25 protein-coding genes are annotated in these 26,175 nt (G+C 49.9%); 17 read left to right on the top strand and 8 right to left on the bottom strand.

Features of this window, described 5'->3' with window-relative positions:
* Window positions 1–83: 83 nt before the first annotated feature.
* From F608_RS0119675 to F608_RS0119655, 5 genes are all read right to left on the bottom strand, one after another.
* Window positions 84–1,583, bottom strand: a complete 1,500-nt coding sequence (locus tag F608_RS0119675) for a hypothetical protein (RefSeq protein WP_022663626.1) — start codon at window positions 1,581–1,583, stop codon at window positions 84–86.
* Between the two features lie 133 nt (window positions 1,584–1,716).
* The gene (locus F608_RS0119670; protein WP_027362934.1) at window positions 1,717–2,250 is read right to left on the bottom strand and encodes an extracellular solute-binding protein; all 534 of its coding nucleotides are present in this window, start codon (window positions 2,248–2,250) and stop codon (window positions 1,717–1,719) included.
* Window positions 2,251–2,542: 292 nt separating this feature from the next.
* Complete coding sequence (locus F608_RS0119665) at window positions 2,543–3,037, bottom strand: rubrerythrin family protein (RefSeq protein ID WP_022667400.1); 495 nt, start codon at window positions 3,035–3,037, stop codon at window positions 2,543–2,545.
* A gap of 192 nt (window positions 3,038–3,229) precedes the next feature.
* Window positions 3,230–3,826 carry a GNAT family N-acetyltransferase gene (locus tag F608_RS35090; RefSeq protein WP_051148607.1) on the bottom strand — a complete coding sequence of 199 codons (597 nt, stop codon included), beginning with the start codon at window positions 3,824–3,826 and terminating at the stop codon, window positions 3,230–3,232.
* 36 nt (window positions 3,827–3,862) lie between these two features.
* On the bottom strand, window positions 3,863–4,351 hold the full coding sequence (locus F608_RS0119655) for a GNAT family N-acetyltransferase (protein ID WP_022667398.1): 489 nt from the start codon (window positions 4,349–4,351) through the stop codon (window positions 3,863–3,865).
* 359 nt (window positions 4,352–4,710) lie between these two features.
* On the opposite strand from F608_RS0119655, the gene F608_RS32680 reads away from it, so the two are divergent.
* Entirely contained in the window at window positions 4,711–5,217 is a 507-nt protein-coding gene (locus tag F608_RS32680; RefSeq protein WP_022667396.1) for a DsrE family protein, read from the top strand.
* Between the two features lie 141 nt (window positions 5,218–5,358).
* On the opposite strand, the gene F608_RS32675 is transcribed toward F608_RS32680, so the two are convergent.
* Complete coding sequence (locus tag F608_RS32675; protein ID WP_022667395.1) at window positions 5,359–6,654, bottom strand: sodium:solute symporter family protein; 1,296 nt, start codon at window positions 6,652–6,654, stop codon at window positions 5,359–5,361.
* A 432-nt stretch (window positions 6,655–7,086) separates the two neighbouring features.
* Between F608_RS32675 and F608_RS0119630 the strand changes: the two genes are divergently transcribed.
* The gene (locus tag F608_RS0119630; protein WP_022667393.1) at window positions 7,087–8,592 is read left to right on the top strand and encodes a succinate CoA transferase; all 1,506 of its coding nucleotides are present in this window, start codon (window positions 7,087–7,089) and stop codon (window positions 8,590–8,592) included.
* Between the two features lie 36 nt (window positions 8,593–8,628).
* On the opposite strand, the gene F608_RS0119625 is transcribed toward F608_RS0119630, so the two are convergent.
* A complete protein-coding gene (locus tag F608_RS0119625; RefSeq protein WP_022667392.1) occupies window positions 8,629–9,357 on the bottom strand; it encodes a sulfite exporter TauE/SafE family protein in 729 nt (242 codons plus the stop codon).
* A gap of 431 nt (window positions 9,358–9,788) precedes the next feature.
* Here F608_RS0119625 and F608_RS0119615 point away from each other — a divergent pair, with 431 nt between their 5' ends.
* The 13 genes from F608_RS0119615 (at window position 9,789) to F608_RS0119555 (ending at window position 22,204) form a co-directional block, all read left to right on the top strand.
* A complete protein-coding gene (locus tag F608_RS0119615) occupies window positions 9,789–10,508 on the top strand; it encodes a cupin domain-containing protein (protein ID WP_022667390.1) in 720 nt (239 codons plus the stop codon).
* Between the two features lie 11 nt (window positions 10,509–10,519).
* Window positions 10,520–11,536 (top strand): phosphotransacetylase, encoded by a 1,017-nt coding sequence (locus F608_RS0119610; protein ID WP_022667388.1) that lies wholly within the window; start codon window positions 10,520–10,522, stop codon window positions 11,534–11,536.
* Between the two features lie 27 nt (window positions 11,537–11,563).
* Entirely contained in the window at window positions 11,564–12,916 is a 1,353-nt protein-coding gene (locus F608_RS0119605; protein WP_022667387.1) for an SLBB domain-containing protein, read from the top strand.
* A gap of 2 nt (window positions 12,917–12,918) precedes the next feature.
* The gene (locus tag F608_RS0119600) at window positions 12,919–13,476 is read left to right on the top strand and encodes a BMC domain-containing protein (protein ID WP_022667386.1); all 558 of its coding nucleotides are present in this window, start codon (window positions 12,919–12,921) and stop codon (window positions 13,474–13,476) included.
* Window positions 13,477–13,551: 75 nt separating this feature from the next.
* Window positions 13,552–13,887: a BMC domain-containing protein gene (locus F608_RS32665; protein ID WP_022667384.1), complete on the top strand. Its 336-nt coding sequence runs from the start codon at window positions 13,552–13,554 to the stop codon at window positions 13,885–13,887.
* A 52-nt stretch (window positions 13,888–13,939) separates the two neighbouring features.
* Window positions 13,940–14,215 carry an ethanolamine utilization microcompartment protein EutM gene (eutM, locus tag F608_RS0119590; protein ID WP_027362931.1) on the top strand — a complete coding sequence of 92 codons (276 nt, stop codon included), beginning with the start codon at window positions 13,940–13,942 and terminating at the stop codon, window positions 14,213–14,215.
* Between the two features lie 117 nt (window positions 14,216–14,332).
* Window positions 14,333–14,617 (top strand): EutN/CcmL family microcompartment protein, encoded by a 285-nt coding sequence (locus tag F608_RS0119585; protein ID WP_027362930.1) that lies wholly within the window; start codon window positions 14,333–14,335, stop codon window positions 14,615–14,617.
* Window positions 14,618–14,645: 28 nt separating this feature from the next.
* The gene (locus tag F608_RS0119580) at window positions 14,646–16,091 is read left to right on the top strand and encodes an aldehyde dehydrogenase family protein (protein ID WP_022667383.1); all 1,446 of its coding nucleotides are present in this window, start codon (window positions 14,646–14,648) and stop codon (window positions 16,089–16,091) included.
* Window positions 16,088–16,909 (top strand): ethanolamine utilization protein EutJ, encoded by an 822-nt coding sequence (gene eutJ, locus F608_RS0119575; RefSeq protein ID WP_022667382.1) that lies wholly within the window; start codon window positions 16,088–16,090, stop codon window positions 16,907–16,909. Before F608_RS0119580 ends, eutJ begins: the two co-directional genes overlap by 4 nt.
* A gap of 297 nt (window positions 16,910–17,206) precedes the next feature.
* Window positions 17,207–18,619 (top strand): sigma-54 interaction domain-containing protein, encoded by a 1,413-nt coding sequence (locus F608_RS0119570; protein ID WP_022667380.1) that lies wholly within the window; start codon window positions 17,207–17,209, stop codon window positions 18,617–18,619.
* Between the two features lie 433 nt (window positions 18,620–19,052).
* Window positions 19,053–20,165, top strand: a complete 1,113-nt coding sequence (locus tag F608_RS32660) for a TRAP transporter substrate-binding protein (RefSeq protein ID WP_022667379.1) — start codon at window positions 19,053–19,055, stop codon at window positions 20,163–20,165.
* A gap of 76 nt (window positions 20,166–20,241) precedes the next feature.
* A complete protein-coding gene (locus tag F608_RS32655; RefSeq protein ID WP_022667378.1) occupies window positions 20,242–20,871 on the top strand; it encodes a TRAP transporter small permease subunit in 630 nt (209 codons plus the stop codon).
* Between the two features lie 13 nt (window positions 20,872–20,884).
* Window positions 20,885–22,204 carry a TRAP transporter large permease gene (locus tag F608_RS0119555; RefSeq protein WP_022667377.1) on the top strand — a complete coding sequence of 440 codons (1,320 nt, stop codon included), beginning with the start codon at window positions 20,885–20,887 and terminating at the stop codon, window positions 22,202–22,204.
* Between the two features lie 77 nt (window positions 22,205–22,281).
* On the opposite strand, the gene F608_RS0119550 is transcribed toward F608_RS0119555, so the two are convergent.
* On the bottom strand, window positions 22,282–22,494 hold the full coding sequence (locus F608_RS0119550; protein WP_022667376.1) for a hypothetical protein: 213 nt from the start codon (window positions 22,492–22,494) through the stop codon (window positions 22,282–22,284).
* Between the two features lie 159 nt (window positions 22,495–22,653).
* Here F608_RS0119550 and hpsG point away from each other — a divergent pair, with 159 nt between their 5' ends.
* A complete protein-coding gene (gene hpsG, locus F608_RS0119545) occupies window positions 22,654–25,140 on the top strand; it encodes a (2S)-3-sulfopropanediol dehydratase (RefSeq protein ID WP_033398525.1) in 2,487 nt (828 codons plus the stop codon).
* A gap of 93 nt (window positions 25,141–25,233) precedes the next feature.
* Entirely contained in the window at window positions 25,234–26,172 is a 939-nt protein-coding gene (gene hpsH / locus F608_RS0119540) for a (2S)-3-sulfopropanediol dehydratase activating enzyme (protein WP_022667374.1), read from the top strand.
* The last annotated feature ends 3 nt before the right edge of the window (window positions 26,173–26,175 follow it).

Raw genomic sequence — 26,175 nt, 5'->3', positions numbered from 1 at the left:
AGACGGCGGCCTTTGTTGTATTCAGATATACCAATAGCGACCGATCAATCGGCTCAGAAAAAATCCCGCATTGAACGTTCAATTCATCCTGTGGCAGCAAACAACTCCTTTTGCCCATCTTCTTTTTTCATTGGTTTATGCCTTGTTCCGGCCATTTCAATCAACAATGTTACGATAGTCGTCAGAGTTGATCGGACAATCACACCATGCTGGCTTCTTACCCGTGTTTGTTCGAGGCCTTCTCTTTTTTTCATCAGATTAAAGGGCCTTTCACAGTTTTTCCGGATCTCGATTGCGTCTTGAGATCCGCTATGAAAAATCGGCATTGGTTGAAAATAGCCGCTGTCAAAATCAACGATCCTTGATTTTGAACAATTTGATTCAAACGCACACTCACCCGGAACGGCATCACATCCAAATTCGTGGCCTTCCGGTGTCGATCCCAAAAACTGCATTGGAATCTCACAAGAATCATTACAGGCAACCCTTAATGGCGATTCCAAAACGTTGTCAGGAAGTTTGGCTTTCTCCGATGCAGGGGTGACGACATAGACACCGGTTTCGTTGAGAACCGAACCATCACTATCGTGATAAGCCTGGTCGGCGGTTATCAATTTGATATCAATACCCAATGTTTGAGCAAGCTTGATCAACGGTTTTAAAAACAGGCTGTCATGATGATTTGCCGCCCCGATTAGGGATACCAATGGAAAACTATGGCCTGTCGATGGGTTGATGGCTGTTAGGGTGTGAAGCCGGTAGCCAATGACGTAATACGATTTATCCCTTTTATTCCGGCGTTTTCCACAATCACAGTCCGGATCGGAATACATTCGTATTTTTTTGCCTTTGACCTGAATTGTGCAAAGGGGGTAATTGATTTCAGACGGCAGTTCACTGGAATCAACACCATGGATAACGGCACTCTCCAGACAGCCTGATTTATAAAAATGATGGAGGAAATATACCAGGACATTCATCAATTGTTTGAAATTCAGGCCACGCCGGAAGTGACACAATTCAGTATGATCTGCCTGGTGTTTGGTATTTAAAGGCAGTCTCACAAAACGCCTGTTTTGCTTTCGTTCCCTGCCAAAATATTCATCGCTGCAAAATTTCCTGTAACTGATTTCAGGGTATTTGATTATTTTTAAAAGCTCCATCCGAAATAACTGGTAGGGTTGAATATCCCTGTGCACAGCGGAATATCCGTCAGGCGCAATCAAGCTGTTGATAATCTGGTTGTCTATAAGTTGGTCAACAAACTGCAATTCCGGGTCTACAATTTCAGGGTATGGCTTTTTCAGGGTGTCAAAATGAAACAGGTTGTCGGAATGAAAATTTTCAATGTAGGACGCCATCTCAGGAAGGCTACGAATCTCTGCTGAGGGGGCCTGATCTTCAACTCCTATGAGTTCTTCGATGGGGATGTCCAAGGTTTGAGAATAATCATAATTATCCAAAACTTCCATCATGATTTGCTTTGTCAGCTCTTTTTTGGACTTCCTTGTCATCTTTTTCCAGTTCGGAAAACTCTTTTTCAATTGCTTTGTGATGATTCGCCTGATATTTTTTGTATGCATAAAGCCTCTGTGGTGTTGTTTCCTTTTTGTTTAGGCGCTTGAAAGATACAACTAAACAGAGGCTTTTTCAATTACTAACATACTGAAAATTTGTCGGATAACGTTAAAATTGCGTCATCGATTTCAACACCCTTTAATAGTCTAAAGAAATAGTGTACTTGTCTTTATATTTGGAATCCCAGAAAACACCCCACGAGTCAGGGGCATTGAGATGGGCAGTATTGTATGCCAGTCCATAAGGGCCATGTGCAAAAGGAACTGCATATACCTTACCATCTTGGTAAGAATACTCCGCATTTTGAAGGTTAGAAATAAGATTTTTATAATTGGGAATATTATTTAAATCCAATGGAAGCAATATCTTGTTTTTAATAAAATTAAAACGCGCATCTTTCAAAAGATTATGACCTGGGCTAATGATATCCGCCTTTTTTCCTCTTATTTGTTCAAAGAAGTCATTGGGGTCAGAGATATAAGAAATTTCAAGCTTAACTACTCTATTGTATTTTTGTTGAATATAGTTTTCAAATTTCCCCACCTTTCCCTCAGGGGCATACCCGTCCCATACATGTAGTCTAAGAGTTTCATTTGCAAAAGAACTATGAATCAATCCTAAAAAACAAATAAAAACAACCAATATAAAAACAACTTGGTTTGCAGATTTCATCATCTTTATCCACTTCATCGATTTTAATAATTTAAAAATTTTGACAGTATCTTTATACTAACATCAAAGTTAGCATCATGCATCAGCCCACAAGCCCAACAGTGTTAATAAGTGGAAAATTTATTTCGTGATTTTCCACTTATTTGGATATTAAAGCCATAAAAGTGAAAAAGATATAAAAATCAATCGAATGGATTCGATAATCATTCCCAGCCTATAAATGCAATAATAAAGTTTATACAGATCCAGCCCGAGAAAATTCTCAGCCCGGCAAAAAAAGGATGACCGGTCTTCAGGAAATTTCGGTAAACTGACTTACATCCACCCCGCAGAATGGGCATTTTTCCGAAGGCGTCTTGAATTCAATATTCCCGCACACCGGGCAGATATAATAGGATCCCTCGGATTCCATATCAGGGTTGTTCATGGCTTTGGCGATCAGTTTTATGATGACGGGAGCAATGGACAATCCATATTCCAGGCTGTGCCGCCCCTGGATGGCATCTTCCTTTACAGCGTCCTGGACCATGGCAGGGTAGGCGCTCTTGTAATCATATTTTTCCTCTTCCGAGGCCTGTTTCAGGTTTTCGGCCGTGGTATCCACAAGACCCGTCGCCTTGAAGTGAGAAATGGCATGGACCATTTTGGACATGGCAAGCGCCCTGAAAGCCTTTGCCACACCTTGACGACCCTCTTGATCCGCTGCTTCGGCAAAGGCCAGGTATCGAATATTGGATTCAGCATTGCTCAAAAACATTTTCGTCAGGTTGTCTACGGTTCTTGCCATAATCAACTCTCCTTTAAAAATAAGTGGATAATTTATGGTTTAAGATGCTGCTTTTTTTACCTTTTTTGAGTCCACCCATGCAGTGTTGAACCTCAGAGGAAGCCGGCGGCGAGTTGAGAGGAGTGGGAAACGGCGAACAAGGTGCAGATATTTTTTTGCACCCCGGCCCAAGGGTCTGTGTCCGCCCTGAACCTATGGAGAAAATTCTTTTTGGCTTTTTCTAAAATAGACCTCCCGTTCAATGGAATAGAAAGGCAGCAGGCCTGATCCTTTGGCTTTGGAATCATAAAGATCCACATCTTTTTCATGTTCCATGCCGATTTTCTCCAGGACCCTGCGGGATGCGGTATTTGAATGATCGGTTACGGCGTAGGCCCGGATGATTTCCTCCCGGCCAAAGAGCCAGTCCAGGCAGGCTGTCAGTGCTTCGGTTATGATTCCTTTTCCCCACATGGATCTTCCAAGGGCATAGGCGATTTCCGGCCCCCCACCCCTGATCTGTTCGGGAATAAATCCGCAGTACCCGATAAATTCCCCGGGCTTTCCCAATTCCTTGTCTCCGATACAAACGGCCCAGACACCCAGCCCAATCTCTTTCCAGGGATTGATGAAATCCGTGAGATATCCCAAAGCAATTTCCTTTTGCCCCTCCGGGGTTGAGGTCCCGGCTGAATACGGCAGCCAGGTCATGACATCAGGGTCCGACATGATTGTGTCGACCATTGCATTCTGATCGGCAATGGTCAGAGGTCTTAATCTCAGCCGCGCTGTTTTTAAGGTTGGAGTCATGAAAGTAAATACCCGCATCCTGCGAAGGAAACCATTTTAGGCAGATCCGTATGCCAATACACGATTTTTGATTGTCTCTTTTCCTATTTTAAAATCATATTGCCCTATATCTATAAACCCGAATTTTTCATAAAATGCAATGGATCGGTTTTTCACCCAGGTATACAGCCAGCACCGGTTCCCATGCCTTGAGATAATTTCAGATAATAATTTTTTACCGATCCCCCGGCCCTGAAAAGGCCCCTGCACATAAAGCCTTTCAATTTCAAAACCAGTTTTTTCACTTTGAAACCGGGATTCCAGATTCACGAGGACATACCCCCTCAGATAGATTCCCTCAACAAACACCAGCAATCCATACCTGGGATCAAGCAAAATCTTTTTAAAATAATCCTCGGTAAAAGAAGATATGGCGAATTCTGAATTTTCAGTCCTGATGCCGTCCATGCAGTATGTCTGAAACCATACCGCCAGGGAGAGGGCGGCGATATTCATGCAATCGGATTCATTTGCTTTTCTGATCATCTGTCTTTTCCCCAAAAGGTCTGACACACAATTATCCGAAATTCCCAAAAAAAACCGCCAAGGGATTCTTTTTCAAAAGAAATACCAATTTAATCAAGGGATTTCAATATCGATTAAAATCAGAATAAAGTATGGTTCAGGTATCTGTAAAGTTCTGCCCGTCAAAAATCAAATCAATGCCGGGACCGATGCGGATCTTATCGTGATGATCTTATCCTCTCCGGTCCCCGGTTTCCTATATTTTTGTTCCTCTACTTGTTCATCTTCAATAAAAGCCTATCTTATGGATGTAAGACACGAAAAAATCGATCCATCCGGAAGAGTAAAATAAAAAGCAACTCCACAATTGGGAGAAAAAAATGAATATGCGAAGGCATCCTGTTTTAACTTTTATTATTGCGGTCTGTTTTTTCACCCCCTTTAAAACAGACAAGGCTTTTTCAGAGCCCTACAAGGCATTAAAAGGCGTGGATTCCGTCAAAGCGGTTTTTGATCTTCGGGTAAAAAACCCCCGGGCGTTGGCCATCCACCTTGACCTTATCAATGATACCTTTGAAGATCCGGAAGTCACCTCTATTCAGGGGAAACCTGATTTTGTGGTTATCTTTATGGGTCCGGCCGTGAAATTCATCTCAAAGAATACAGAGGGGTATTCCCCGGAAGACAAAATCCATCTGGATGCCATTGCGGCAATGATTCCCGATTTTTTTGAAAACGGAATCAAACTGCAGGTCTGCATGTTTGCCGCCCAATCCTATGGGGTTTCACCGGATTCAATCCTTCCGGGAATTGAACAGGTTGGCAACGGATGGATATCATCCATTGGATATCAACGCCAGGGATACGCCCTTATTTCAGATTTTTGACGAGATTTGCAGGCCCTTTAAACAGATTGGCCCTGCACCCCTCTTTATTAACCCCGTTGAGATGGATTTTCCGATTCCGGATTTATCCGGCCATAAAACCCTGGGACATAAGGATAATTATGGAGCGCATTCATCCCGCGCCTATCCCATGATTTCCCAGGTCAGGTAAAACAGGGGGAGCAGGTAAAGACCGGTCCGGACCAGGCCCGAGAATTTACGCCTGCCCATGAAGACGACGATGCACAGCCCGGCAAAGACGGAGGCTCCGCGAAATCCCATGGAAAGATAGCTCCATTGGAGGATGGCTGTATCGAATCCGGCCAGAACGATCCCTCCGGAAAGAAGCAGCACGGCCAGTGTGCAGAGCCTCACCATGGTCAGAGCATTCTCTTCCCTGGCTTTAAAAAGCTTTTTGATCCCGTCCATGTAAAGGTTGGTGGTGACCCCCAGGACCAGACCGGCACCGGTGCCCAGAATTGCCAGCAGAAGCACGGCAGAGCAGAAAGCGGCAATTGCCGGCGGAAGGGCGATCTTGAAAAAATAGGGCAGGGCCTGGGCACTGTTTCCCTCAAGCTCCGGATAATGGGCCCGGAGGTAGAGGCCCACGACAATTCCCAGAATTCCAATGGGGGGGATGACCAGGGCGGAGAGAAAGGCCCCGTTTCTGGCCTGGCGGATGGTTTTGGCGGAGAATACAGCCTGGAGGTAAATCTGGGTGGAGAGAACCCCGGTGATCATGGAGATCAGATCCACAAGGGTGGGGCCCACACCATGGGGGAAAAAATTCAAAAAATCGATCTCCCCGGGAAGAGAAGAGAGGATATTGCCCACGCCCCCTCCCCGGTACAGGGCAAGTCCGGCAGAGAGAATCATGATGCCATAGAGCATGAAGAATTTAAGCTTACCCACCATGCCGGCACCGGAGATGCCGCCGGATACCACAAAGATGCCCATGAGCAGCAGGGTGACCAGAACGGACACGGGCTGGGAAAAATGAAACACCGAGCTCAGAATGGCCATGGCCGCCAGGTACTGGGCAATGATATGAATGAACATGCCGCAGGAGTTGAACAGGGAGGAGTAGTACTGAAAGCCCTGGCCGAAATACCGGCCCAGAAGTTCCGATACCGTGACCACCTCCTCTCTTCTCAGGACGGCGGCGAAAAAACAGCCCAGGATAAAACAGGAAATTCCGCTTCCAAGGGTGAAAACCCATGCAACGATCCCGTGGTTATAGGCGGTCTGGACCGTTCCGATGGTGGAGACCCCTCCCACCAGGGTTCCGATAATGACCCAGGAAACCTGGGTGGCGGTCAAAGACCTGCCGGCAACGGAAAAATCCGATCCGGTCCTGACCCTTTTCTGCCGGCCCAGGATAAGCAGGCAGAAAAAAGCAAAAGCACCGATAAAAACTCCCATATAACCAAACTGACTCACAATTGGCTCCTTACCTTCCGGGTTTTCTCCTGGAAAAGTCCGGAGGATTCCCATAAAAAACAGATGTTGTACTCCTGTTTCATTTTTATGGCAATGGGAATTTTATAATTTTTTCCGGTATTCCGGATGGATGAGCGCCAATCCAGATTTTATGGGATAACAAGACCTTACCTTTATTCCCATTTGTGCCAAAGAATCCAGAAAGCGAAAAAGAACATGGTTTTTTCTATCAAGGAGATGTTTTCCTGATTTTGCCGGACAATGCATCAGCTCCTGCTTTTGAACTCAGGGATGAGGCGTCCGGCCTTTTGCTTCCCTGCCCGGGCAAAAAAAAGCTTGAGAATCGGTCTAAAAAGGTATAGAAGCTATCCCTTTATTTTCTATCCAACCGGATTATTTAATGAATTTACGACCAAACCATAGGCAAGACCCATGAAAAAATATCCAGTACTGACAAAAGAAGAAATGGTTTCCCTGGTAAAGGACGGGGACACCCTTGCATTTTCAGGATTTGCAGCAGCCGGGGCGGTTAAGGCGGTCCCGGCCATGTTGGCCGAACATGCCAGGGAAGAACAGGCCCGGGGACGGAAATTCAGGCTCAGGGTGCTGTCCGGGGCCTCCTGCGGAAAGTATGTTGACAATGACATGGCCGAGGCCAATGCCATTGCCTGGCGGGCTCCTTACCAGTCGGGAAAGGTCCTGCGGGACCAGATCAACCGGCAGGAGGTGGAATATGTGGACATGCACCTCTCCCACGTGGCCCAGACCGTGAGTGCCGGTTTTTTCGGAAAAGTGAATCTGGCCGTTGTGGAGGCCACGGAGATCACGCCGGACGGCAGGGTTTATCTGACCGCCTCCGTCGGAGCTTCGCCGACCTGGCTGGCCTGTGCACAAAAAGTCATCATCGAGATCAACCGGCAGCATTCCCCGCGTCTGAGGGAACTCCACGATATTTTCATCATGCCGCCGCCGCCCAGGCGAAATCCCATCAATGTACAGATGCCCCTGACCAAAATCGGCTGGCCCTATGCCCAGGTGAATCCCCGGAAGGTGGTGGGCATTGTGGAGAATGACGAACCGGATCAGGTGGCCGCCTTTAGCCAGGCAGATGAAGTAAGCCAGAGAATCGCCGGCCATGTCATTGAGTTTCTGCTCAATGAAAAGGCAGCCGGCAGGATCCCGGGGGAGTTCTTCCCCCTCCAGGCCGGGGTGGGCAATACCGCCAATGCTGTGTTGGCCGGCCTTGGCAGCCATCCGGATATCCCTCCCTTTTATATGTACTCCGAGGTGTTTCAGGACTCCATGCTCGACCTGATTGATAAAGGCAAGCTTCTGGGCGCCTCTGCCACCTCCCTGACCATTGTGCCGGAAAAACTGAAAAAACTGGAAGAGAACATGGACTTCTATAACCAGAGAATCGTGCTCCGGCCCCAGGAGATCTCCAACCACCCCGGCATTATCCGCAGACTGGGGGTAATCGCCCTGAACACGGCATTGGAAATGGATATCTACGGAAATGTAAACTCCTCCCATATCATGGGGACCCATATCATGAACGGCGTGGGCGGGAGCGGCGAGTTCACCCGGAACAGCCATCTGTCCATTTTCATGACCCCCTCTGTTGCCAAGGGAGGGAAGATCTCAACCGTAGTGCCCATGGTTCCCCATCTGGACAACTGCGAGCACTCGGTCCAGATCCTGGTGACCGAGCAGGGCCTTGCAGACCTTCGGGGCCTGGGCCCCCTGGAACGGGCGGAGAAGATCATCTCCACCTGTGCCCATCCGGATTACCGGGCCTATTTAAGGGACTATCTGGACAGGAGCGTCTGCGGCCATATCTGCCACGATCTGGAATCCTGCTTTGACCTTTACCGGAATTTTCAGACCTTTGGGACCATGCTGCCCAAGGCCGGGGGAATCCGGCAGGCAGGCAATTAAATTAAGGAATAAATTGGGGGAAACCGGGAACTCTCTTTACATCAGGGCCGACCAAGCAATCCTGAACCCCATGGCCGCCAGGGAAAGAAACAATAATTTTTGATAGGTCTTTTCATTCAAGCGTGAAGACAATTGGATTCCCAGCCTGCTTCCCAGAATCACGGCCGGGGTGGACAAAACAAAGGTAAAGATCACCATCTGATTGATCTGGCCGGTCAGGGCCTTGGCCGAGACAATCAATACACCGGTGATGATAAATCCCGCTCCGAGGATACCCTTAATGGCCCGGGCCGGGCAGCCGCAATAGGCTATATATGCGGCCAGGGGCGGGCCGTTAAACCCAAAGGCCATGCCCAGGGCCGAGGACAGCAGGCCGGACAGATATCCCCAGGCCGGATGGATGACACGGACCTCTCCTTTGCCGGAAACCAGGCTGACCAGGGCATATCCCGCGATAAAGATTCCCATTCCCGCCTTTAGATGGGTTTCCGACAGATAGCTGAGAGCAAAGCTGCTGAGAATCACCCCGGGAATCGCCCCGATAAAAATTTTTTTTACATATTTCCAGCGGATATCCTTGCGGAAGGTCCAGCCGACCTGGCAATTGAGAGTCAATACAATAAGGGTGCAGGCCGGTACGGCAAGAGAAATCTCCATAAAGGGGGCTGCCAGGGGCATGGCAACCATGGCGGCACCAAACCCGGCCACGCCGTTGATAAAACCGCCGGCAAACCATGCTGCAGAAATGCAAATCAGATCCACCATTATCTCCTCTTTGGGATTCTCCCCCCTTGGGCGGGAATAAAAATCCAGGCATGGTATTCAAATTTGTGAAAATAATCAATCGGAAGAAAAAAAATAAGGATCGAACGGCCCGGATGAATCTTCTTTTTAGTTCCATGTGGCAGAACTGCATCGCACTGCCATCTGAATTTACCGAATCCAAGGTCGTTTTGCAGGGATGCAATATCAAAACCGACCCATGATGCAGAATTGCACCCTGAGCCCTCCGGTTTTGTGCAGACGCCGCAGCCCATAAGCAAAGGCCTGAAGTGTTTTTGTGTAAAACAATGAATCCCAATATAATTTTTCTCTTTATTTCAGATACTTAAATCATTACCTCAAAGCCCGGTACATCCTTTGCAATCGGTGGACCAGGATAGTAATTACGCATGCTTGAGATTAGGAGATTATCAATGGGAAAACAGGTCATTACGGCAGATGACATTCGAAAGGCAGCTGCAGGCGGGAGCCGGACACTGGATGTAAAACAAAAAGACTGTATCGTTACCCCCGGTGCCTGGGACAAGATAGAAGAGTTGGGCATAGGCTTTGCCGAAGATGCATGTTCTTCACCAAGCTGCAGCATCCCGCCGGAACCGGCACCCGACACTTCGGCCGGCAACAGGTCAATTTCCGAAACATCCGATCTCCAATCGATTACCGACCGGGTCTGCACCCTTCTCAAAGAAAAGCTGCCCGGAACAAATTCCGTTGAGCTGTCCGCCATTGTGAGAAAGGTGGTGGAATCAAAACTTTCAAGCGCCCCTGCCCCAAGCGGCAATTCCAAAAATCCAGCGGTAAAAGTGGTGGGCGATGTCTCCCTCATCGACGGGGATCTGCTTCTGGACAAGGAATCCGGCCCTGCCGTTCCCGGCAAGGTTCAGATCTCGGATGCCATCCGGTTCCATGAGGACACCCACCTGACCGCCACCTATATGAAGTGGGAAAAAAGTCTTTTTTCAAGAACCGTGGACGCCCCTGAAATCAGCATCGTTGTCGAGGGAGAAGTGGAAATCAAAGCGGACGGCCGCTCCATGAAAGCCAAGGCAGGAGACATCCTCTATATGGCCCAGGGCGCAAAGGTCGAATACAATACCCCGTCCATGGTCAAGCTGGCCTGCGTGAGTTCATAAAGGGGAAAAGAGTGGGTATACTAGAAGATTGTATAGACGCCTGCAAGGCGGCCCCCGGCACCGTGGTCTTCCCGGACTGCCTGGATTCCAGGGTCCTGACCGCCGCCACCCGGCTGAAAGAGGAAAAGGTGGCCGTTCCCCTGCTGGTCCAGTCCCCCTTCATGGTCCGATCCAAAATTCTATCGGCCAAAGAACGGCTTTCCGGATTTACCATAATCGATCACACCAGTAAAGATGTACTGGACAAGAATATGGAAGCCTTCACCCGGATCCAGAATGAAAAGGGAAAGGCCATTACCCAAGAGCAGGCGGAGCAGGCCATGAGATGCAGCCTGGCCGCCTCGGCCATGATGGTCCGTAACGGTGATGTGGAAGTGGGAATTGCCGGAAACCTCTCGTCCACGGCCGATGTGCTCCGGGCCGGGATCAGCATCCTGCCCAGAAAGCAGAAGACCATTTCCAGTTTTTTTCTCATGATCGCCCCGGACGGGAAAAATCAGTATATCCTGGCCGATTGTGCCGTGGTGCCTGAACCTTCTCCTGATGTTCTGGCCGATATTGCCATTGCATCGGCGGAAAAAGCAAAAAATCTGCTCAAAGAAGAGCCCCGGGTGGCCATGCTTTCCTTTTCCACCAAAGGAAGCTCAAAGCACCCCAGGGCAGAAGTTATCCGGGAAGCCGTTGAACGGGTCAGGAAACAGACACCGGAGATGATGGTGGACGGAGAACTCCAGCTGGACGCGGCCATCGTCCCCCAGGTGGCCTCCTTAAAAGCGCCGGCCAGTCCCATCTGCGGGAATGCCAACGTATTGGTCTTCCCCTCCCTGGAAGCAGGCAATATCGGATACAAGATGCTCCAGCGCATGGCCGGCTTTACGGCCCTGGGGCCTTTTCTCCAGGGGTTCGAGGGAGGATGGCACGATTTATCCCGGGGATGCAGTGCAGATGATCTTTTCAATGTCGCCGTACTGGGGCTTTGCATGCAGAGGGGGGATGTGGTCCGCCCGGTCGGGGAAAGTCCCAAGTAACATTAAAAAAGGAATGAATTTTACCAGATGAGCCGGCAGACTAAAACCAATCATGACCTGATTTCCCGGGTACGGGATGCAGGTGTTGTGGGCGAAGGCGGGGCAGGATTCCCGGCCCATGTCAAATACGACACCCGGGTGGACACCGTCATTGCCAACGGATGCGAGTGTGAGCCCCTGCTCTATTCAGACCAATATATCATGGACACCTTTCCGGAACAGATCGTCAGGGCCATGGAAGCGGTAATGACCTCAGCCGGTGCATCCCGGGGGGTGATCGGAATAAAGGGAAAATATACCGGCATCGGCCTCAAGTTTGAGGCGGCAATTGCAGGAACCGGAATTGAACTGGCCAGGCTGGACAATTTTTATCCGGCCGGAGACGAGCAGATCCTGATCCACGAGATTACGGGAAAGACCGTTCCTCCCCTGGGGCTTCCCAAAGATCAGGGCATTGTTGTGGCCAATGTGGGATCCCTTTATTCCGTGGATAACGCCATGAACCAAATCCCCATGACCCGGAAGGTGGTGACGGTGACAGGAGAGGTAAACAGACCTTCTGTGATCCAGGTGCCCCTGGGAACGGGTATCAAAGAGTGCATTGACCAATGCGGAGGATTTTGTGTCCCCGATCCCGTGGTGGTGGTGGGCGGCCCCATGATGGGACGCTTCCTGGATGACCCCGCCGATATTGAAAAAGAGGTGGTGACCAAAACCTGCGGCGGACTCATCGTTCTTCCCAGGGGCCATTACCTTCACCAGGCCGCCACCCTTTTGCCGGAAGTGATGCAGAAACGGGCGGCAACCGCCTGTATCCAGTGCCGGCTCTGTTCGGAAATGTGTCCGAGATTTCTGGTCGGTCATGTGTTTGAAACCCACAGGGTCATGAGGGCCTTTGCGGGAAACACAGGATTTGAAATTGATGCGGCCCAGGCCATGATGTGCTGTGAGTGCGGGGTATGTGAATTGTTTGCCTGCCCCATGGGGATTTCCCCCCGGCGGGTGAATGCCTTTTTAAAGAATAAATTCCGGCAGGAAAAGGTTGAGTACGAGGGGCCCAGAAAGGTGGCTCCCGGTCAGAGCCGTTTCCGGGAATTCAGAAGGGTGCCCACCCCCCGGCTGGCCGAGAAAATCGGGATCTCCAAATATCTGGATCTCCATCCGGAATTTATCGGAGAATATCAACCCGCAAAGGTCAGCATTCCTCTGTCCCAGCACATCGGGGCGCCTTCGGCTCCCAATGTAATTCCGGGGGACCGGGTAAGCCGGGGGCAATGCATTGCCGACATTCCCAAAGGAGCGCTTGGGGCCAGGATCCACGCTTCCATTGCCGGGGAAGTCATTGCCGTTGATCGTTCAATAACCATAAAAGGGATATAGATATGCAAGCCGAACTTCAGGCACTGGGCATGATTGAGTTTAACAGTATCGCAGCCGGAATTGAGGCGGCAGACTACATGGCCAAGGCGGCGCGGGTGGAACCCATGTTTTTAAAGACCATCTGCCCGGGCAAATTTCTTGCCGCCGTCCATGGGGAAATCGCCTCGGTAAATTCTTCCATTGATGCAGGGAAAGCCTGTTGCGGGGAGACCGTGGTGGATCATTTTGTGATCCCCAACATCAATCCCGAGGTGGTGAAGGCCATCAGCGGAACCAGCTCGGGGATACACGGCCCGGCCGTGGGCGTGATAGAGACCTTTTCCGTCCCTTCGGCCGTGCTGGCGGCGGATTATGCAAGCAAGGCCGCGGATGTGTTCATTTCCGAAGTAAGGATTGCCATGGGACTTGGAGGCAAAGCCTTTTGCCTGTTGTCCGGGGACGTGGCCGCCGTGCAGGCGGCCGTTGATGCCGGATCGGCAAGCGCAAAGGAGAGCGGCCTCCTGGTTCGGAACGTCGTCATTCCGGCGATGGACTCCCAGGTAAGGCAGTTTGTGCTCTGATTTTGAAGGGTGAAACCACTTGAACTTCAGAACTTTTAACAGGGGAGTCTTTCCCGAAAACAAAGGTAGGACATTATGAGTCAGAATGAGTCTATGGGATTTATTGAAACCGTCGGGATCGCTACGGCCATCCAGGCAGCCGACGTCATGGTCAAATCGGCCAATGTCAAGGTTGAAACCGTTGCCAATGCGGATGCCGGTCTGATCACCGTGATCTGCAAGGGGGATCTGGCCTCCTGCACAGCAGCCGTGGATTCGGCAAAGGCCGCTATATCCGTTACAGGCACCTGCTTTAATTCAAACCAGATTCCCAGGCCCAGCAGTGATGTTGATGTCCTGATCAAAGATCATGTCGGAAATATGATCAGACCGCCCAAACCAATAAAGAAAACCAAAACAAGTAAAAAGTAAAACCGCCTTTAAGGCAAATTTTAAAACCATATTAAGGTAAAAGGAGTAGAACATGGACGCATTAGGAATGATTGAAACCAAAGGTATGACAGCCCTGATCGAAGCAAGTGATGTAATGGCCAAATCCGCCAGGATTCAGCTGGTGGGATACGAGAAAATCGGCGCAGGTATCCTCTGCGTTATGGTCCGCGGTGATGTTGCCGCCTGCAAAGCGGCAACAGATGCCGGTGCAGCGGCTGCGGCCAAGGTAGGCGAAGTGATTGCCGTTCACGTAATTCCCCGTCCCCACGATGATCTGGAGACCTTGTTCCCCATCGGGTTGAAGTAATTTGGAAAATTTCCCGCACCCTGAAACGGGAAAATTAAGATAAATATGGCCTGCCCATCGATTCCCTGATCCGGAAACGGATTGCGGCCCGGGCAGGACCGGCAAAGGAGATTGGATATGGAAATCGGTAAGATAGTGGGACAGGTCGTCTCCACGGCACGCCATAGCAAGCTGCCCCAGATGACCTTTTTGCTGGTGGACATTATTGATGTGGACGGAAATGTCCTGGCCCCCCACCAGGTGGCTGTGGACAGTATCGGAGCAGGCCTTGGAGAATGGGTCCTGCTCATCCGGGGAAGTTCCGCCCGGATGGCCCATGATACCGAGGTTCCAGTTGACTTGAGTATTGTCGGAATTGTTGACCAGATTACCTCGGGCAGGGAATCATTGTACACGAAATAAGAATCACTAGCCTTAAATTGGAGGCCGTATGGCTGACGTTTTAGAAAAAGATATAGAAGCAATTGTAACCGAAGTGCTGAAGAAAATGACCCTTCCCACTTCTTCCCCAAACGGGTCATCCCCTCAGGAGACCCTGCTGGACAGCGACGGAGACTGGGGTGTTTTTCCCGGTCTGGATCAGGCGGTGGCCGCCGCTTCCGCCGCCCAGAAAAGGATTCCGACCATTGCCGTCCGTGAGCAGGTGGTCAGGATGGTCCGCAGGGCAGCCCGGGCCAATGCCCGGCGGCTGGCTGAAATGGCCGTTGATGAAACCGGTATGGGCCGGGTGGAAGACAAGGTCAAAAAGAACCTTCTGGTGGCCAACCGGACCCCGGGACCTGAGATTTTAAGTCCTGCCGCAGCCACGGGTGATGCAGGACTCACCCTGTTTGAAAACGCTCCCTGGGGGGTCATCGCCTCGGTCACCCCTTCCACCAACCCGGCAGCCACCATTTTCAACAACACCATCAGCATGGTTTCAGGCGGAAATACCGTGGTCTATGCCGTCCATCCCGGTGCCAAGAGAACCACCCTTGAAACCGTTAAAGTGGTGAACAAGGCCGTTTACGAAGAACTGGGGATAAACAACATCATCACCTGTGTGAAAGAGCCTTCCATAGAAACCGCCCAGAAGCTGTTTACCTATCCGGGTATCAACCTTCTGGTGGTCACCGGAGGGGAAGCCGTGGTGGATGCCGCCAAAAAGATCACCGACAAGCGGCTGATTGCAGCCGGTGCCGGCAACCCGCCTGTGGTGGTGGACGACACGGCCGATCTTGCCCGGGCCGCCCAAAGTATCTATGACGGGGCTTCCTTTGACAACAACATTGTCTGCTGTGATGAAAAAGAGATCATTGCCCTGGACACCGTTGCCGACAAGCTGAAAGATGAACTGAAAAACTGCGGCGCCGTTGAAATCTCCCTGGACCAGGCCGATGCCATTGCCCGGAAGGTCCTTCTGGATTATCCAGGCTCCAACCCCCGGCCCAATCCCAAGTGGGTGGGAAGGGATGCTGCCGTACTGGCCTCTGCCGCCGGAATTTCAGTGCCGGAAACCTGCCGTCTTCTCATTGTTGACGCCGGCACCGACACTGGATATACGTTTGCCAAAATGGAGCAGATGATGCCCCTGATCCCCATCTTAAGAGCCCGGGATTTTAATCAGGCCCTTGAGTGGGCTCTGCTTCTGGAAAACGACTGCCGTCATTCGGCAGGCCTGCATTCCAAAAACATCGATAATATGGATACCATGGCAAAAGCAGTCAATACCAGTCTCTTTGTCAAGAACGGCCCCCATATTGCCGGCCTGGGCGCCGGTGGAGAAGGCTGGACCTCCATGACCATTTCCACGCCCACGGGTGAAGGCGTATCCAACGCCAGAACCTTTGTCCGTCTCAGGCGATGTACTTTGGTCGGAAGTTTCAGAATCGCATGATCCTGCCGGTTTCCTGGAATATAGTAGAAGCCCGCCTTGAAAAGGCCATGGGGATATTAAACGATGAAACCCCCATGGCCTTTGAGGGCCCTTTCCATGTGGGCATTGACCTGGGCACCTCGGATGTGGTGCTCATGGTCCTTGACGGCTCAGGAGAACCTGTTGCCGTCTTCCTGGAATGGGCTGAGGTGGTCCGGGACGGTGTGGTAGTCGATTTTCTGGGAGCAAATGATATTGTCTTCCGGCTCAAGGAAAAGGCCGAAAAAAAGCTGAATATCTCCATTACCGGTGCGTCCACTTCCTTTCCTCCGGGAACTGATCCCAGGTTATCCACCAATATCCTTGAAAATCAGCTCATTGAAGTCCTCCATGCATCGGACGAGCCCAGTTGTGTGGCCCGGCTCCTCCACCTGGATAAAACCGCAGTGGTGGATGTGGGGGGCGGTACCACCGGCACGGCCGTGGTTCAGAAGGGAAATGTTGTTTTCTCCGATGATGAGGCCACCGGCGGCACCCATATCTCCCTTGTGATTGCCGGCCATTTCGGCATTTCCGTTGAAGAGGCGGAAAAACGAAAACGGAAAAGTGAGGAATACGGAATCCTGGCTCTGGCCACGCCTACTTTTCAACGAATCTGCCATATCGTATCCTGCCACATTCAAAACCAGGAGATTGACCAATTTATCTTCTCCGGCGGAACCTGCAGCCTGCCGGGTCTTAGCCGCCTCTTTGAAAAAGAACTGGGCAGAAAAATCCTGATCCCCAAACACCCCATCCTGCTTACCCCTCTGGCGATTGCCGCCCTGGGGTTCTCCTAGTTTTATTCTCTTTTCCTTTCTGCAAATCCCGACGACTTTTAAATTTCGGTCAAATTCTTGCATGCCGACACCCAGTGACGATTAGTCTGCCCGATGTCTGCCGGCAAATATAGACTTATTTTCACAGGACTGCTACTTTTGCCAGTACGGCCGGGTGACAAAAAACGATTCAAGCCCGGCGGGTTTGGCCAAACGGTATTTTGAACGGCATCCGGGTTTTGCTATGGGCTTGAATTGAGGCTTATACGTATTTATTGTATTGTTGATGACCCAGGAGAACCGGCGGAAAGGAAAAAAATGGACACTTTTTCAGATGACAAACATCTCATTATCACTCGGCATTGTAAAAGTATTTTAAATCTGATTCCGGATGCAGTCTACATCAGCTCAAGGGATGGAAAGACCTTATTTGTCAACCATCGCTGGGAAGACTTGTCCGGTTTTCCCGCTGAAAAAGTTCTTGACGAAAATGTGGAAGACTTAGTCAAAAAGGGGGTCTTCAAACAGATTATCAATCCCACGGTTGTGTCCACAGGTGAGGTGGCCATGACGGTTCAGGAACTCAACGGCAGAAATGTGGTCATCAATGGAAACCCGGTCTTTGGTGAAAACAATGAAGTGGAAATGGTGGTTACCTTTGTCAGGGATATTACGGCATTTAATCATTTAAAAAAAGAAATCGCCACCCAAAAAGACCTGATTTCTTCCTATCAGAAACAGGTGGCCAGTTTTGATCCGGAAGTTGCTTTTCAGGACGACGGCATGGTCGCGGTGGGAAAGCACTCCTTAAGTCTTTTAAAGAAGATCGAAACCATTGCCCCCTCGGATGCGGCCGTCCTCATCCTCGGGGAAACCGGTGTGGGCAAAGATGTGGTGGCCCAGAGAATCCACCGCCACAGCCAGAGAAAAAACAAAGAGTATTTAAAGGTGGATTGCTCGGCCATTGCCGAAACCCTGATCGAATCGGAATTATTCGGGTATGCGCCCGGGGCTTTTTCCGGAGCCAGTATCAAAGGGAAAAAAGGGTATTTTGAGCAGGCTTCCGGCGGAACCCTGTTTCTGGATGAAATCGGCGAACTGCCCCTGCCGATGCAGACTCGCCTGCTCAGAGCCATCCAGGACCAGGAGATCATCCGGGTGGGCTCCACCCAGCCGATTCCCATTGATGTCAGGATTATTGCCGCAACCAATCGAGACCTCCAGGACGCGGTAAATGAAGGGGCATTCAGAAGTGACCTTTACTATCGTCTGAAGGTGGCCGTATTAAACATCAGAAGCCTGAAAGAAAGGAAAGATGATATTCTTCCATTGATCAAGGTCTTTTTAAAACAGAAAAATACCCGATACGGGAAAAACGTATTTTTCTCCAATTGTGCCGAGCAGAAATTGATCAACTATGAGTGGCCCGGCAATGTCCGGGAGCTGAAAAACACCATCCACAGCATTGTGATCATGGCCAATAAAAGCCTGATCAAGGCGGTTGACCTGCCAAAGGAATTTGCCGCAAGTTTTGCCTGTGACGACAGCGGGAATCCTGCCATGAACTCCAGCGAACTTGGAAAAAAATCTCTGAAATCCATGCTGCAGGATATTGAAAAAAATATTATCAACGATGCCATTTCCGTGTACGGTTCCATAGGAAAGGCAGCCGAAGTCCTCCAGATCAACCGGAGCACCATATTCAGAAAAACCAGGGACCAGAAATCATAAAGTCTTGAAAACTTATCTCCTGCCCCTTCATCCGGCTCAAACCTGTCCGCTTTATCAATGATGCACGTCTGCACCTTGGCCAGCGAAGGCAATCCTCTATCCATGATGCATTTTTGCACCCTCCTATAATTTAAAATGTTTCACAAATGCAACATTTAAGGTAAGATGCGCGTTTGTGAGAATTGCCGCCACCAGAATCCCACGGCTGCGGTTTTCGGTTAAAATAATGGCGTGAATAAATATTTTTCCACTGGGGGGTAATTAAAAAATTTTTTGTAATTCCAGCATATTGATAAAAATAATGGTTACGGTTTTAATCTTTGATAAATAAAAAAATGCAATGGTATCTTTCTTGAATACGTGATGTGGAATGATTCGGCTAAGGACGTAACCGGTTAATCAATTTAATATTTAATGAAGAGGAGAGAGTGTTATGCTGAAAAAAATTGGGTTGGTTCTTGTGGCACTGACAATGATCGCCACATCCCAGGTTTGGGCGGCAAAGTATGAATTGAAAATACAGACCGCAGTTCCAAGCTCAAGTATGTATTTTGAGACCATGGAAAGATTGGGCAAGAGGATTGAAAAACTGTCCAATGGCGAGATCAAAGTCGAGGTTTATGCCTCCGGTGCTATTGTAAAGGCTTTTGAAATTCTGGATGCCGTCAGTGACGGTATTGTTACCGGCGGACAGGCCTGGACCCATTACTGGTCCGGCAAACATCCTGCCGGCCTTTTGTTTGCAGCCCCCACAGCCGGTCTTGGTGTCGGTCTTGACCAGACAGGTCTTCTGGCCTGGGCCTGGGAAGGAGACGGCCAGAAACTGCTGAACCAATTCTATCAGGAAGAGCTTCACTATAATATCAAGGCCTGGCTGTCCATGCCCATGGGTCCCGAGCCCTTTGGATGGTTTCCCAAAAAATTCGATTCTCTGGATGAACTGAAAAAAATGAAATTCAGGTCCCCTCCGGGAATCCCCTCTGAAAGTTTTAAGGCCATCGGTATGCCGGTTGTATCCATGCCCGGTTCCGAAATCGTTCCTTCCGCCCAGAGAGGGGTTATTGATGCGGCAGAATGGATCAGCCCGGGAGACGACAAGCTTCTCGGCCTGTCCGATGTGTGGAAGGCCTATTACCTCCAGGGGCTTCACCAGGCCCTGTCCATCGGCGACGTTTACATCAACAAAGACTGGTATGACAAACTGCCGCCCAACCTCCAGGAAGTCATTGAAGTATCCATGAAAGCCATGGTTGCAGATCAGATTTCCATGAATGTCAGCATCAACAGCCAGGCCTTGAAAGACCTTGTGATCAATGAAGGGGTTACCCTCTATGATACGCCGGAAGAATACTTCAAAGCCTACATGGAAGTTGTTCCTGAAATCATGAAAAAATACTCCGCAAAAAAACCTTTCTTCAAAGAAGTATTGGATTCTCTCAATGCCTGGGCAGAGCTGACAGTTCCCTACCAGGTAAAAGTGAACGGCCTTTACTATAAGATGGGCAAAACCGCAATGGATTCCGGAACCATGCATGACTATAAATAAAACCGGATAGGATATGTAAACCGGCTGCAGAACTCGTTTCTGCAGCCTTTTCTTTGCTTTTAAATGAGGTTGTGTAATGTCTAATAATTCTGAGAGTGCATCTCCGGGAACCGGGCCGGCACCGTTTGCAGACAAAATGGTCAAGGTCCTGGATTCCATCAGTTCGTTTTTTGGTAAAGCCGTTGCAATTCTTGTGCTGCCGATGATGTACGCTCTTGTACATGAGGTTGTTGCAAGATATTTTTTTAATGCCCCCACCATCTGGGCCGGGGACGTTGCCTTGATTCTCTACGGTATCTTTTTCATGATTGCTTCTCCCTATTGTCTGAAAACCGGGATGCATATCAGAACGGATTTCCTCTACAGTAGATGGTCGGTCAAAGCCAGGGGAAGAGTTGATTTCTTTACCTACCTGTTTTTGTATTTCCCCACCCATTTTATTTTTCTCCAGGTGGGCTGGAAATATTTTTTTAAATCATTTCTGCAAAACGAGGTGATCATATCCAGCCCCTGGATGCCCATTATCTGGCCCATGAAACTGGCGATCCCCCTGAGTGTTTTTCTGATGATTCTCCAGGGGATTTCCGAGTCTACCAAAAGTTACTATGCCTGGCGTCACGGACAATTTTATTGGGACGACGGCGGAGGACATCATTCCGCTGATGAGCCGGCCAACGCCTGTGACGGCTCTTCACTTATAGATTAGGGAGACAATACTCATGGAATTTACTCAACTTCTGGCGATTCTGTCGCTTTTCGGGCTTCTGCTCGCATTCTGTTCCGGTTTTCCCATTTCCTTTACCATGATGTTCATCGGCATCCTGTTCGGTTATCTGGGTATTGGGAAACTGGTCTTTTATCTGCTCAACCTTCAATTTTATCAGGTCATGAGTGACCCCATTCTCGGTGCGATTCCCTTTTTCCTTTTGATGGGGTATCTATTGGAAAGTGCAGGGCTGATGGAGGGATTGTTTTTATCCATCCAGAAATTAATGGCCCCGATTCCAGGCTCTCTATATGTAGCCGTTATCCTGACCGCAACCATTTTTGCCGCAGCCACCGGCATTGTCGGCTCATCCATCACCCTGCTCTGTGTCATGGCTGAACCGGCCCTGAGGAAAAGTAACTATGATATCCGGATGGGGGCCGGGGCCATAGCCGCCGGCGGGACCCTGGGGATATTAATACCGCCGAGCATCATGCTCGTGGTCATGGGCCCCTTAATGGGCGTACCGGTAACCGACCTGTTTGCCGGCGCCGTGATTCCGGGTCTTTTGATGTCCGGTCTTTACTGCGGGTATTCCCTTCTCCGCTGTTTTTTCAAACCCGAACTGGGTCCCCCGCTTCCCAAAGAATTAAGGGCGGAATCCATATCTGTCCTTCTCTTGGAAATCCTCAAAGGGGTAGTGCCCCTGGTGGTTCTCATCGGTGCCACACTGGGCAGTATCCTTGCCGGACTGGCAACCCCGACCGAAGCATCCGCCTGCGGCGCCCTGGGTGCCCTGATACTGGTCATCGCCTATGGGAAGTTTGAATTCGACCCATTCAAAGAGGCCCTTTATTCCACGGTGAAACTGTCGGCCATGATTCTGATCATGATTGCCGCCTCCAATTTTTACGGCTCGGTATTTTCCCGCCTGGGAGGGGCTGCCTGGCTCTCCAGCGTCCTGGTCAGCATGAACCTGCCCCCCATGATTATGGTGGGAATGATCATGGTCATGGTGTTTCTCCTGGGATGGGCCATGGAATGGGTACCCATTGTTCTCATTGTGCTGCCCATCCTCATGCCGACCATTAAAGCCCTTGGGATCGACCCCCTCTGGTTTGCCATTGTCTATGCCATGACCCTCCAGACATCCTGGCTGTCACCGCCGGTGGCGCTGTCCTGTTATTTTATCAAAGGATGTATACCCCACTGGAAATTGTCAGATATATACAGGGGTATGATCCAGTTTATTTTCTGCCAGGCCATAGCCATTCTCCTGATCATGATGTTCCCCATCCTGGTCAACTGGCTGCCCAGCCTTGTAAACGGCTAAAGGCCTTGGGGTTAAAACTCCGGGCATAAACCCTTATAAGCCCTGTTTTCAGGACCTTTGTTCCTGGGCAGGGCTTTTCATTTTATTGAAGAGGCCATTTTAGAAATGGGACAATGTTTCAGGCCTGCATCATCTTTTTGCAAAATCCGGCTCAATTCCAATGAATTTTGCAAAGCTGCAGCATGGCCTTGAAGGGCCGGGTGCAGGCCTGCATCATACCGGGAAACATCTTGTTTTTTTATATTCTCTTTAAAAATGCGCCCAACAATTGCCGCCGGGTAATAAAACATAACCAATTGAATTCAAGGAATTTTTTAATACAACTCTTCCTATCTATTAAAAAAATCCCTTTTCAAAAATTTATGGTATGTGATTTGCAGTTTAAAAGATCGTTACCAAAAGCATTCAGACAAAAAATAAAAAAGATAACCGTATAAGGAGAGATTATCATGGAATGTTGCTTATCCCCACATGAGAAATTGCTTACCAATATTGCAGAAGGCAAGGAAAACCCGTTACGTTCCATGCCTGCCCATGAAAGGGCGTTTAAAATTCTGGACCGGGTCCAGAACCTGACCCCGAAAGTGGATGTCCAGAGAGGCAGGCTTTTTACCGAAATCATGAAGCAAACCGAAGGTCAGCCCCTGGTCCTCCGCTGGGCAAAGGCGATGATGCATGTGGCCAAAAACATTGATATTTTTATCGATGAGGATGAGCTTCTGGTAGGCCGGGGCGGCGGACATGGCCGCTACGGAATCCTTCACCCGGAACTGGACGGCGACTTCCTGGACCTGGCAGTCAAGCAGCTTGAAACCAGAGACGTATCTCCTTTTATTATAGAGCCCGACGATGCCGATGTGATCATCAACGAGATTGCTCCGTTCTGGAAGGGAAAAACCTTCCACGAGATGCTGGCCAAGACCCTGCCCGAAGAAACCCTGAAAATGACCTATGACCCTAATGATGACCAGCTTTCCCGTTACATTGTGAACGAGACCGCATCCTTCAGGTCTTCCCTGCAATGGGTCCATGATTATGAAAAGGTTCTTAAAATCGGCTTCAAAGGCATTAAACAGATTGCCCTGGATAAACTGGAAAGCCTGGATCCTTTTTCCCCGGTGGACAACTGCGAGAAAAAACCCTTTCTGACCGCCATCACCCTGATCTGCGACGCCGTGGTCCTCTGGGCCAAGCGGTACGCTGAACTGGCCGGCAAAATGGCCGGTGAAGAGAGTGATCCCCAGCGCAAAGCCGAACTTGAAATGATCGCCGAGATATGTACCCATGTTCCTGAGAATCCGGCACGAAACTTCCGTGAAGCCATGCAGTCCCAGTGGTTCACCCAGATGTTTTCCAGACTGGAACAGAAAACCGGTACCATTATCTCCAACGGCCGGATGGATCAGTACCTCTATCCGTTCTATCAGAAAGACCTTGAAGAAGGCGTTCTTACCGATGACCAGGCCATTGAGCTGTTCGAATGCATGTGGGTGAATATGGCCCAGTTCATTGACCTCTACCTTTCCCCCACCGGCGGAGCATTCAACGAAGGGTATGCCCACTGGGAAGCCGTTACCGTCGGAGGCCAGACCCCGGACGGAAGGGACGCAACCAATGAGCTGACCTATCTGATTCTCCAGTCAAAACGGGAGTTCCCGCTTCACTACCCGGACCTGGCGGCCCGGCTCCACGCCCGCGCGCCGGAACGGTATCTCTGGGAAGTGGCCGAAACCATCAAGGAAGGCTCTGGTTTCCCCAAACTCATCAACGATGAAGAGATCATTCCCCTTCATCTGGCCAAAGGGGCCTCCTTTGAGGAAATTTACGACTATGCCGTATCCGGATGTGCTGAAATCCGGATGCCCAACCGGGACACCTACACCAGCGGCAATGCCTACATTAACTTTGCCACTGCCCTGGAAATGGTTCTCTACAACGGAAAGACCAAGCTGACCGGAGATGAGGTAATCGGCCTTGAAACCGGTGATCCCTCCCAGTTTACCGAATGGGAACAATTCCTGTCCGCATACCTGCAGCAGCAGACCAACCATATCAAGCATGCGTTTATCCAGCAGCATACCATTATCAACCTGCGGAACAAACACTTTGCCACTCCCTTTGGCTCTGCCATGCATGATCTGTGTATGGAAAATTGTACGGATCTTCACACCCCGGTGATTGAAGGCGGCATCAATCTGGGTTATTTTGAATTCATCGGCTATGCCACTGTTGTCGACTCCCTGGCAGCCATTAAAAAACTGGTTTTCGAAGATAAGAAACTGACCCTGAAAGAAGTTATTGATGCAATCCACAGCAATTTTGAAGGCAAAAAAGACATACAGGCCATGCTGAAAAGCACCCCCTGCTACGGGAACAACGATCCCTATGCCGACTCCATTGCCCAGCTTCTGGACCGTTCCGCCCAGGAATTTACAAAGAAATATTCCCAGGAACTCGGAGTCCATCTGGATCTGAGACTGGTGCCCTTTACCTCCCACGTTCCTTTTGGCAAGGTGGTTTCCGCCACCCCCAACGGGCGCCTGGAATATACTCCCCTGTCCGATGGGTCCTCCGCGTCCCATGGTGCGGATATCAACGGCCCCACTGCGGTCCTCATGTCAAACTACGCCTCCAAAAACTATGGGTACAGGGAAAGAGCTGCCCGTCTCCTGAACGTCAAGCTCACGCCCAACTGCGTAGACGGCGAGGAAGGCACCAAAAAGCTGGTTGACTTTATCAAAACCCTGATCGACCTGAAACTCTGGCATATCCAGTTTAACATCGTTAATAAAGATACCCTGCTGGCCGCCCAGAAAAATCCTGAAAAGTACAGAAACCTGATTGTCCGGATTGCCGGTTACAGTGCCTACTTCTGTGATCTGTCAAAGGATCTTCAGGATGACCTCATCGCCAGGACAAGCCACGAGACAATCTAAACGGATTTTATTTCCCGCCGGGGAGGGGGAATCCCCCTCCCCGGCATTTACCCAAAACGAACCATGGATCATACAACCAAAAGGCAGACAGCCATGACCACCCTTCCCGACCGGCAACAAAAAGGGATTGTCTTTAATATTCAGAAATACTCCCTCCATGACGGAGAAGGGATCCGGACCATTATTTTTTTGAAGGGATGCAGCCTGGTTTGTGCCTGGTGTTCCAATCCTGAATCCCAGCAGCTTCTTCCCGAGTTGGGATATAACCCGGCCAAATGTCTGACCCGTGACGAATGTTCCCGGTGCCGGGATATCTGCCCGGAGAAAGCCTTGTCCGTTGGAGAAGACAATAAAATCCTGGTGGATCATAAGGCCTGCATCAATTGCCTGGCCTGTGCCGAGGCCTGTCCTGCAAACGCACTCAATATCTATGGGTATGAGATTACCGTAGCCGATGCCATTGCCCGTGTGGAGGAGGATGCGGTCTTTTACATGCGGTCCGGCGGGGGTCTGACCCTGAGCGGAGGTGAACCTCTCTACCAGGGCCAATTTGCCGTCGCCCTTTTGAGAGAAGCCAGAAAACGGCGGATCAATACGAATATCGAAACCTGCGGCAATGTATCCTGGAACGTCCTTGACCAGGCATCCCAATATCTGAACTCCATATATTACGACATCAAGGTCATGGACAGGGAAAAACACAAAGCCGCGACCGGATTTGACAACTCTCTGATAACGGAAAATCTGGTCCGTCTAAATGCCAAATACCCCCAATTGCCCGTAACGGTAAGAACCCCGGTGATTCCGGGGATCAACGACAATGAAGAAGAAATCGGGGCCATTGTGGATTTTATCAAAGACATGCCCGGCGTCACCCATGAATTGCTGGCCTACCACCGCATGGGAACCCCGAAGTACACCTATCTTGGCAGATCCTATCCCCTGAAGGAAACAAAGGACCTGCCACGGAAAAAGTTTGCCGAACTCAAGGCCTTTGCTGAGAAAAGAATGGGTCCTGCATTGAATGAATAGGGC

This window comes from Desulfospira joergensenii DSM 10085, assembly GCF_000420085.1.
GTDB classification, from domain to species: Bacteria; Desulfobacterota; Desulfobacteria; order Desulfobacterales; family Desulfobacteraceae; genus Desulfospira; species Desulfospira joergensenii.
The sequence above is the reverse complement of the archived record's forward strand: the minus strand, read 5'-3'. Positions and strand labels throughout refer to the sequence as shown.

Excerpts from the sequence above, each read along its gene's own strand:
- F608_RS0119615 (WP_022667390.1), top strand. The coding sequence starts at position 9,789 with ATGGGAAAACAGGTCATTACGGCAGATGACATTCGAAAGGCAGCTGCA.
- F608_RS0119585 (WP_027362930.1), top strand. The coding sequence starts at position 14,333 with ATGGAAATCGGTAAGATAGTGGGACAGGTCGTCTCCACGGCACGCCAT.
- F608_RS0119550 (WP_022667376.1), bottom strand. The coding sequence starts at position 22,494 with ATGTTTTATTACCCGGCGGCAATTGTTGGGCGCATTTTTAAAGAGAAT.
- hpsH (WP_022667374.1), top strand. The coding sequence starts at position 25,234 with ATGACCACCCTTCCCGACCGGCAACAAAAAGGGATTGTCTTTAATATT.
- F608_RS32655 (WP_022667378.1), top strand. The coding sequence starts at position 20,242 with ATGTCTAATAATTCTGAGAGTGCATCTCCGGGAACCGGGCCGGCACCG.
- eutJ (WP_022667382.1), top strand. The coding sequence starts at position 16,088 with ATGATCCTGCCGGTTTCCTGGAATATAGTAGAAGCCCGCCTTGAAAAG.
- F608_RS0119655 (WP_022667398.1), bottom strand. The coding sequence starts at position 4,351 with ATGATCAGAAAAGCAAATGAATCCGATTGCATGAATATCGCCGCCCTC.
- F608_RS0119600 (WP_022667386.1), top strand. The coding sequence starts at position 12,919 with ATGCAAGCCGAACTTCAGGCACTGGGCATGATTGAGTTTAACAGTATC.
- F608_RS0119675 (WP_022663626.1), bottom strand. The coding sequence starts at position 1,583 with ATGCATACAAAAAATATCAGGCGAATCATCACAAAGCAATTGAAAAAG.
- F608_RS0119580 (WP_022667383.1), top strand. The coding sequence starts at position 14,646 with ATGGCTGACGTTTTAGAAAAAGATATAGAAGCAATTGTAACCGAAGTG.
- F608_RS0119670 (WP_027362934.1), bottom strand. The coding sequence starts at position 2,250 with ATGAAATCTGCAAACCAAGTTGTTTTTATATTGGTTGTTTTTATTTGT.
- F608_RS0119555 (WP_022667377.1), top strand. The coding sequence starts at position 20,885 with ATGGAATTTACTCAACTTCTGGCGATTCTGTCGCTTTTCGGGCTTCTG.
- F608_RS32665 (WP_022667384.1), top strand. The coding sequence starts at position 13,552 with ATGAGTCAGAATGAGTCTATGGGATTTATTGAAACCGTCGGGATCGCT.
- eutM (WP_027362931.1), top strand. The coding sequence starts at position 13,940 with ATGGACGCATTAGGAATGATTGAAACCAAAGGTATGACAGCCCTGATC.
- F608_RS32660 (WP_022667379.1), top strand. The coding sequence starts at position 19,053 with ATGCTGAAAAAAATTGGGTTGGTTCTTGTGGCACTGACAATGATCGCC.
- F608_RS32680 (WP_022667396.1), top strand. The coding sequence starts at position 4,711 with ATGAATATGCGAAGGCATCCTGTTTTAACTTTTATTATTGCGGTCTGT.
- F608_RS0119630 (WP_022667393.1), top strand. The coding sequence starts at position 7,087 with ATGAAAAAATATCCAGTACTGACAAAAGAAGAAATGGTTTCCCTGGTA.
- F608_RS0119665 (WP_022667400.1), bottom strand. The coding sequence starts at position 3,037 with ATGGCAAGAACCGTAGACAACCTGACGAAAATGTTTTTGAGCAATGCT.
- F608_RS0119570 (WP_022667380.1), top strand. The coding sequence starts at position 17,207 with ATGGACACTTTTTCAGATGACAAACATCTCATTATCACTCGGCATTGT.
- F608_RS35090 (WP_051148607.1), bottom strand. The coding sequence starts at position 3,826 with ATGACTCCAACCTTAAAAACAGCGCGGCTGAGATTAAGACCTCTGACC.
- hpsG (WP_033398525.1), top strand. The coding sequence starts at position 22,654 with ATGGAATGTTGCTTATCCCCACATGAGAAATTGCTTACCAATATTGCA.
- F608_RS0119625 (WP_022667392.1), bottom strand. The coding sequence starts at position 9,357 with ATGGTGGATCTGATTTGCATTTCTGCAGCATGGTTTGCCGGCGGTTTT.
- F608_RS0119605 (WP_022667387.1), top strand. The coding sequence starts at position 11,564 with ATGAGCCGGCAGACTAAAACCAATCATGACCTGATTTCCCGGGTACGG.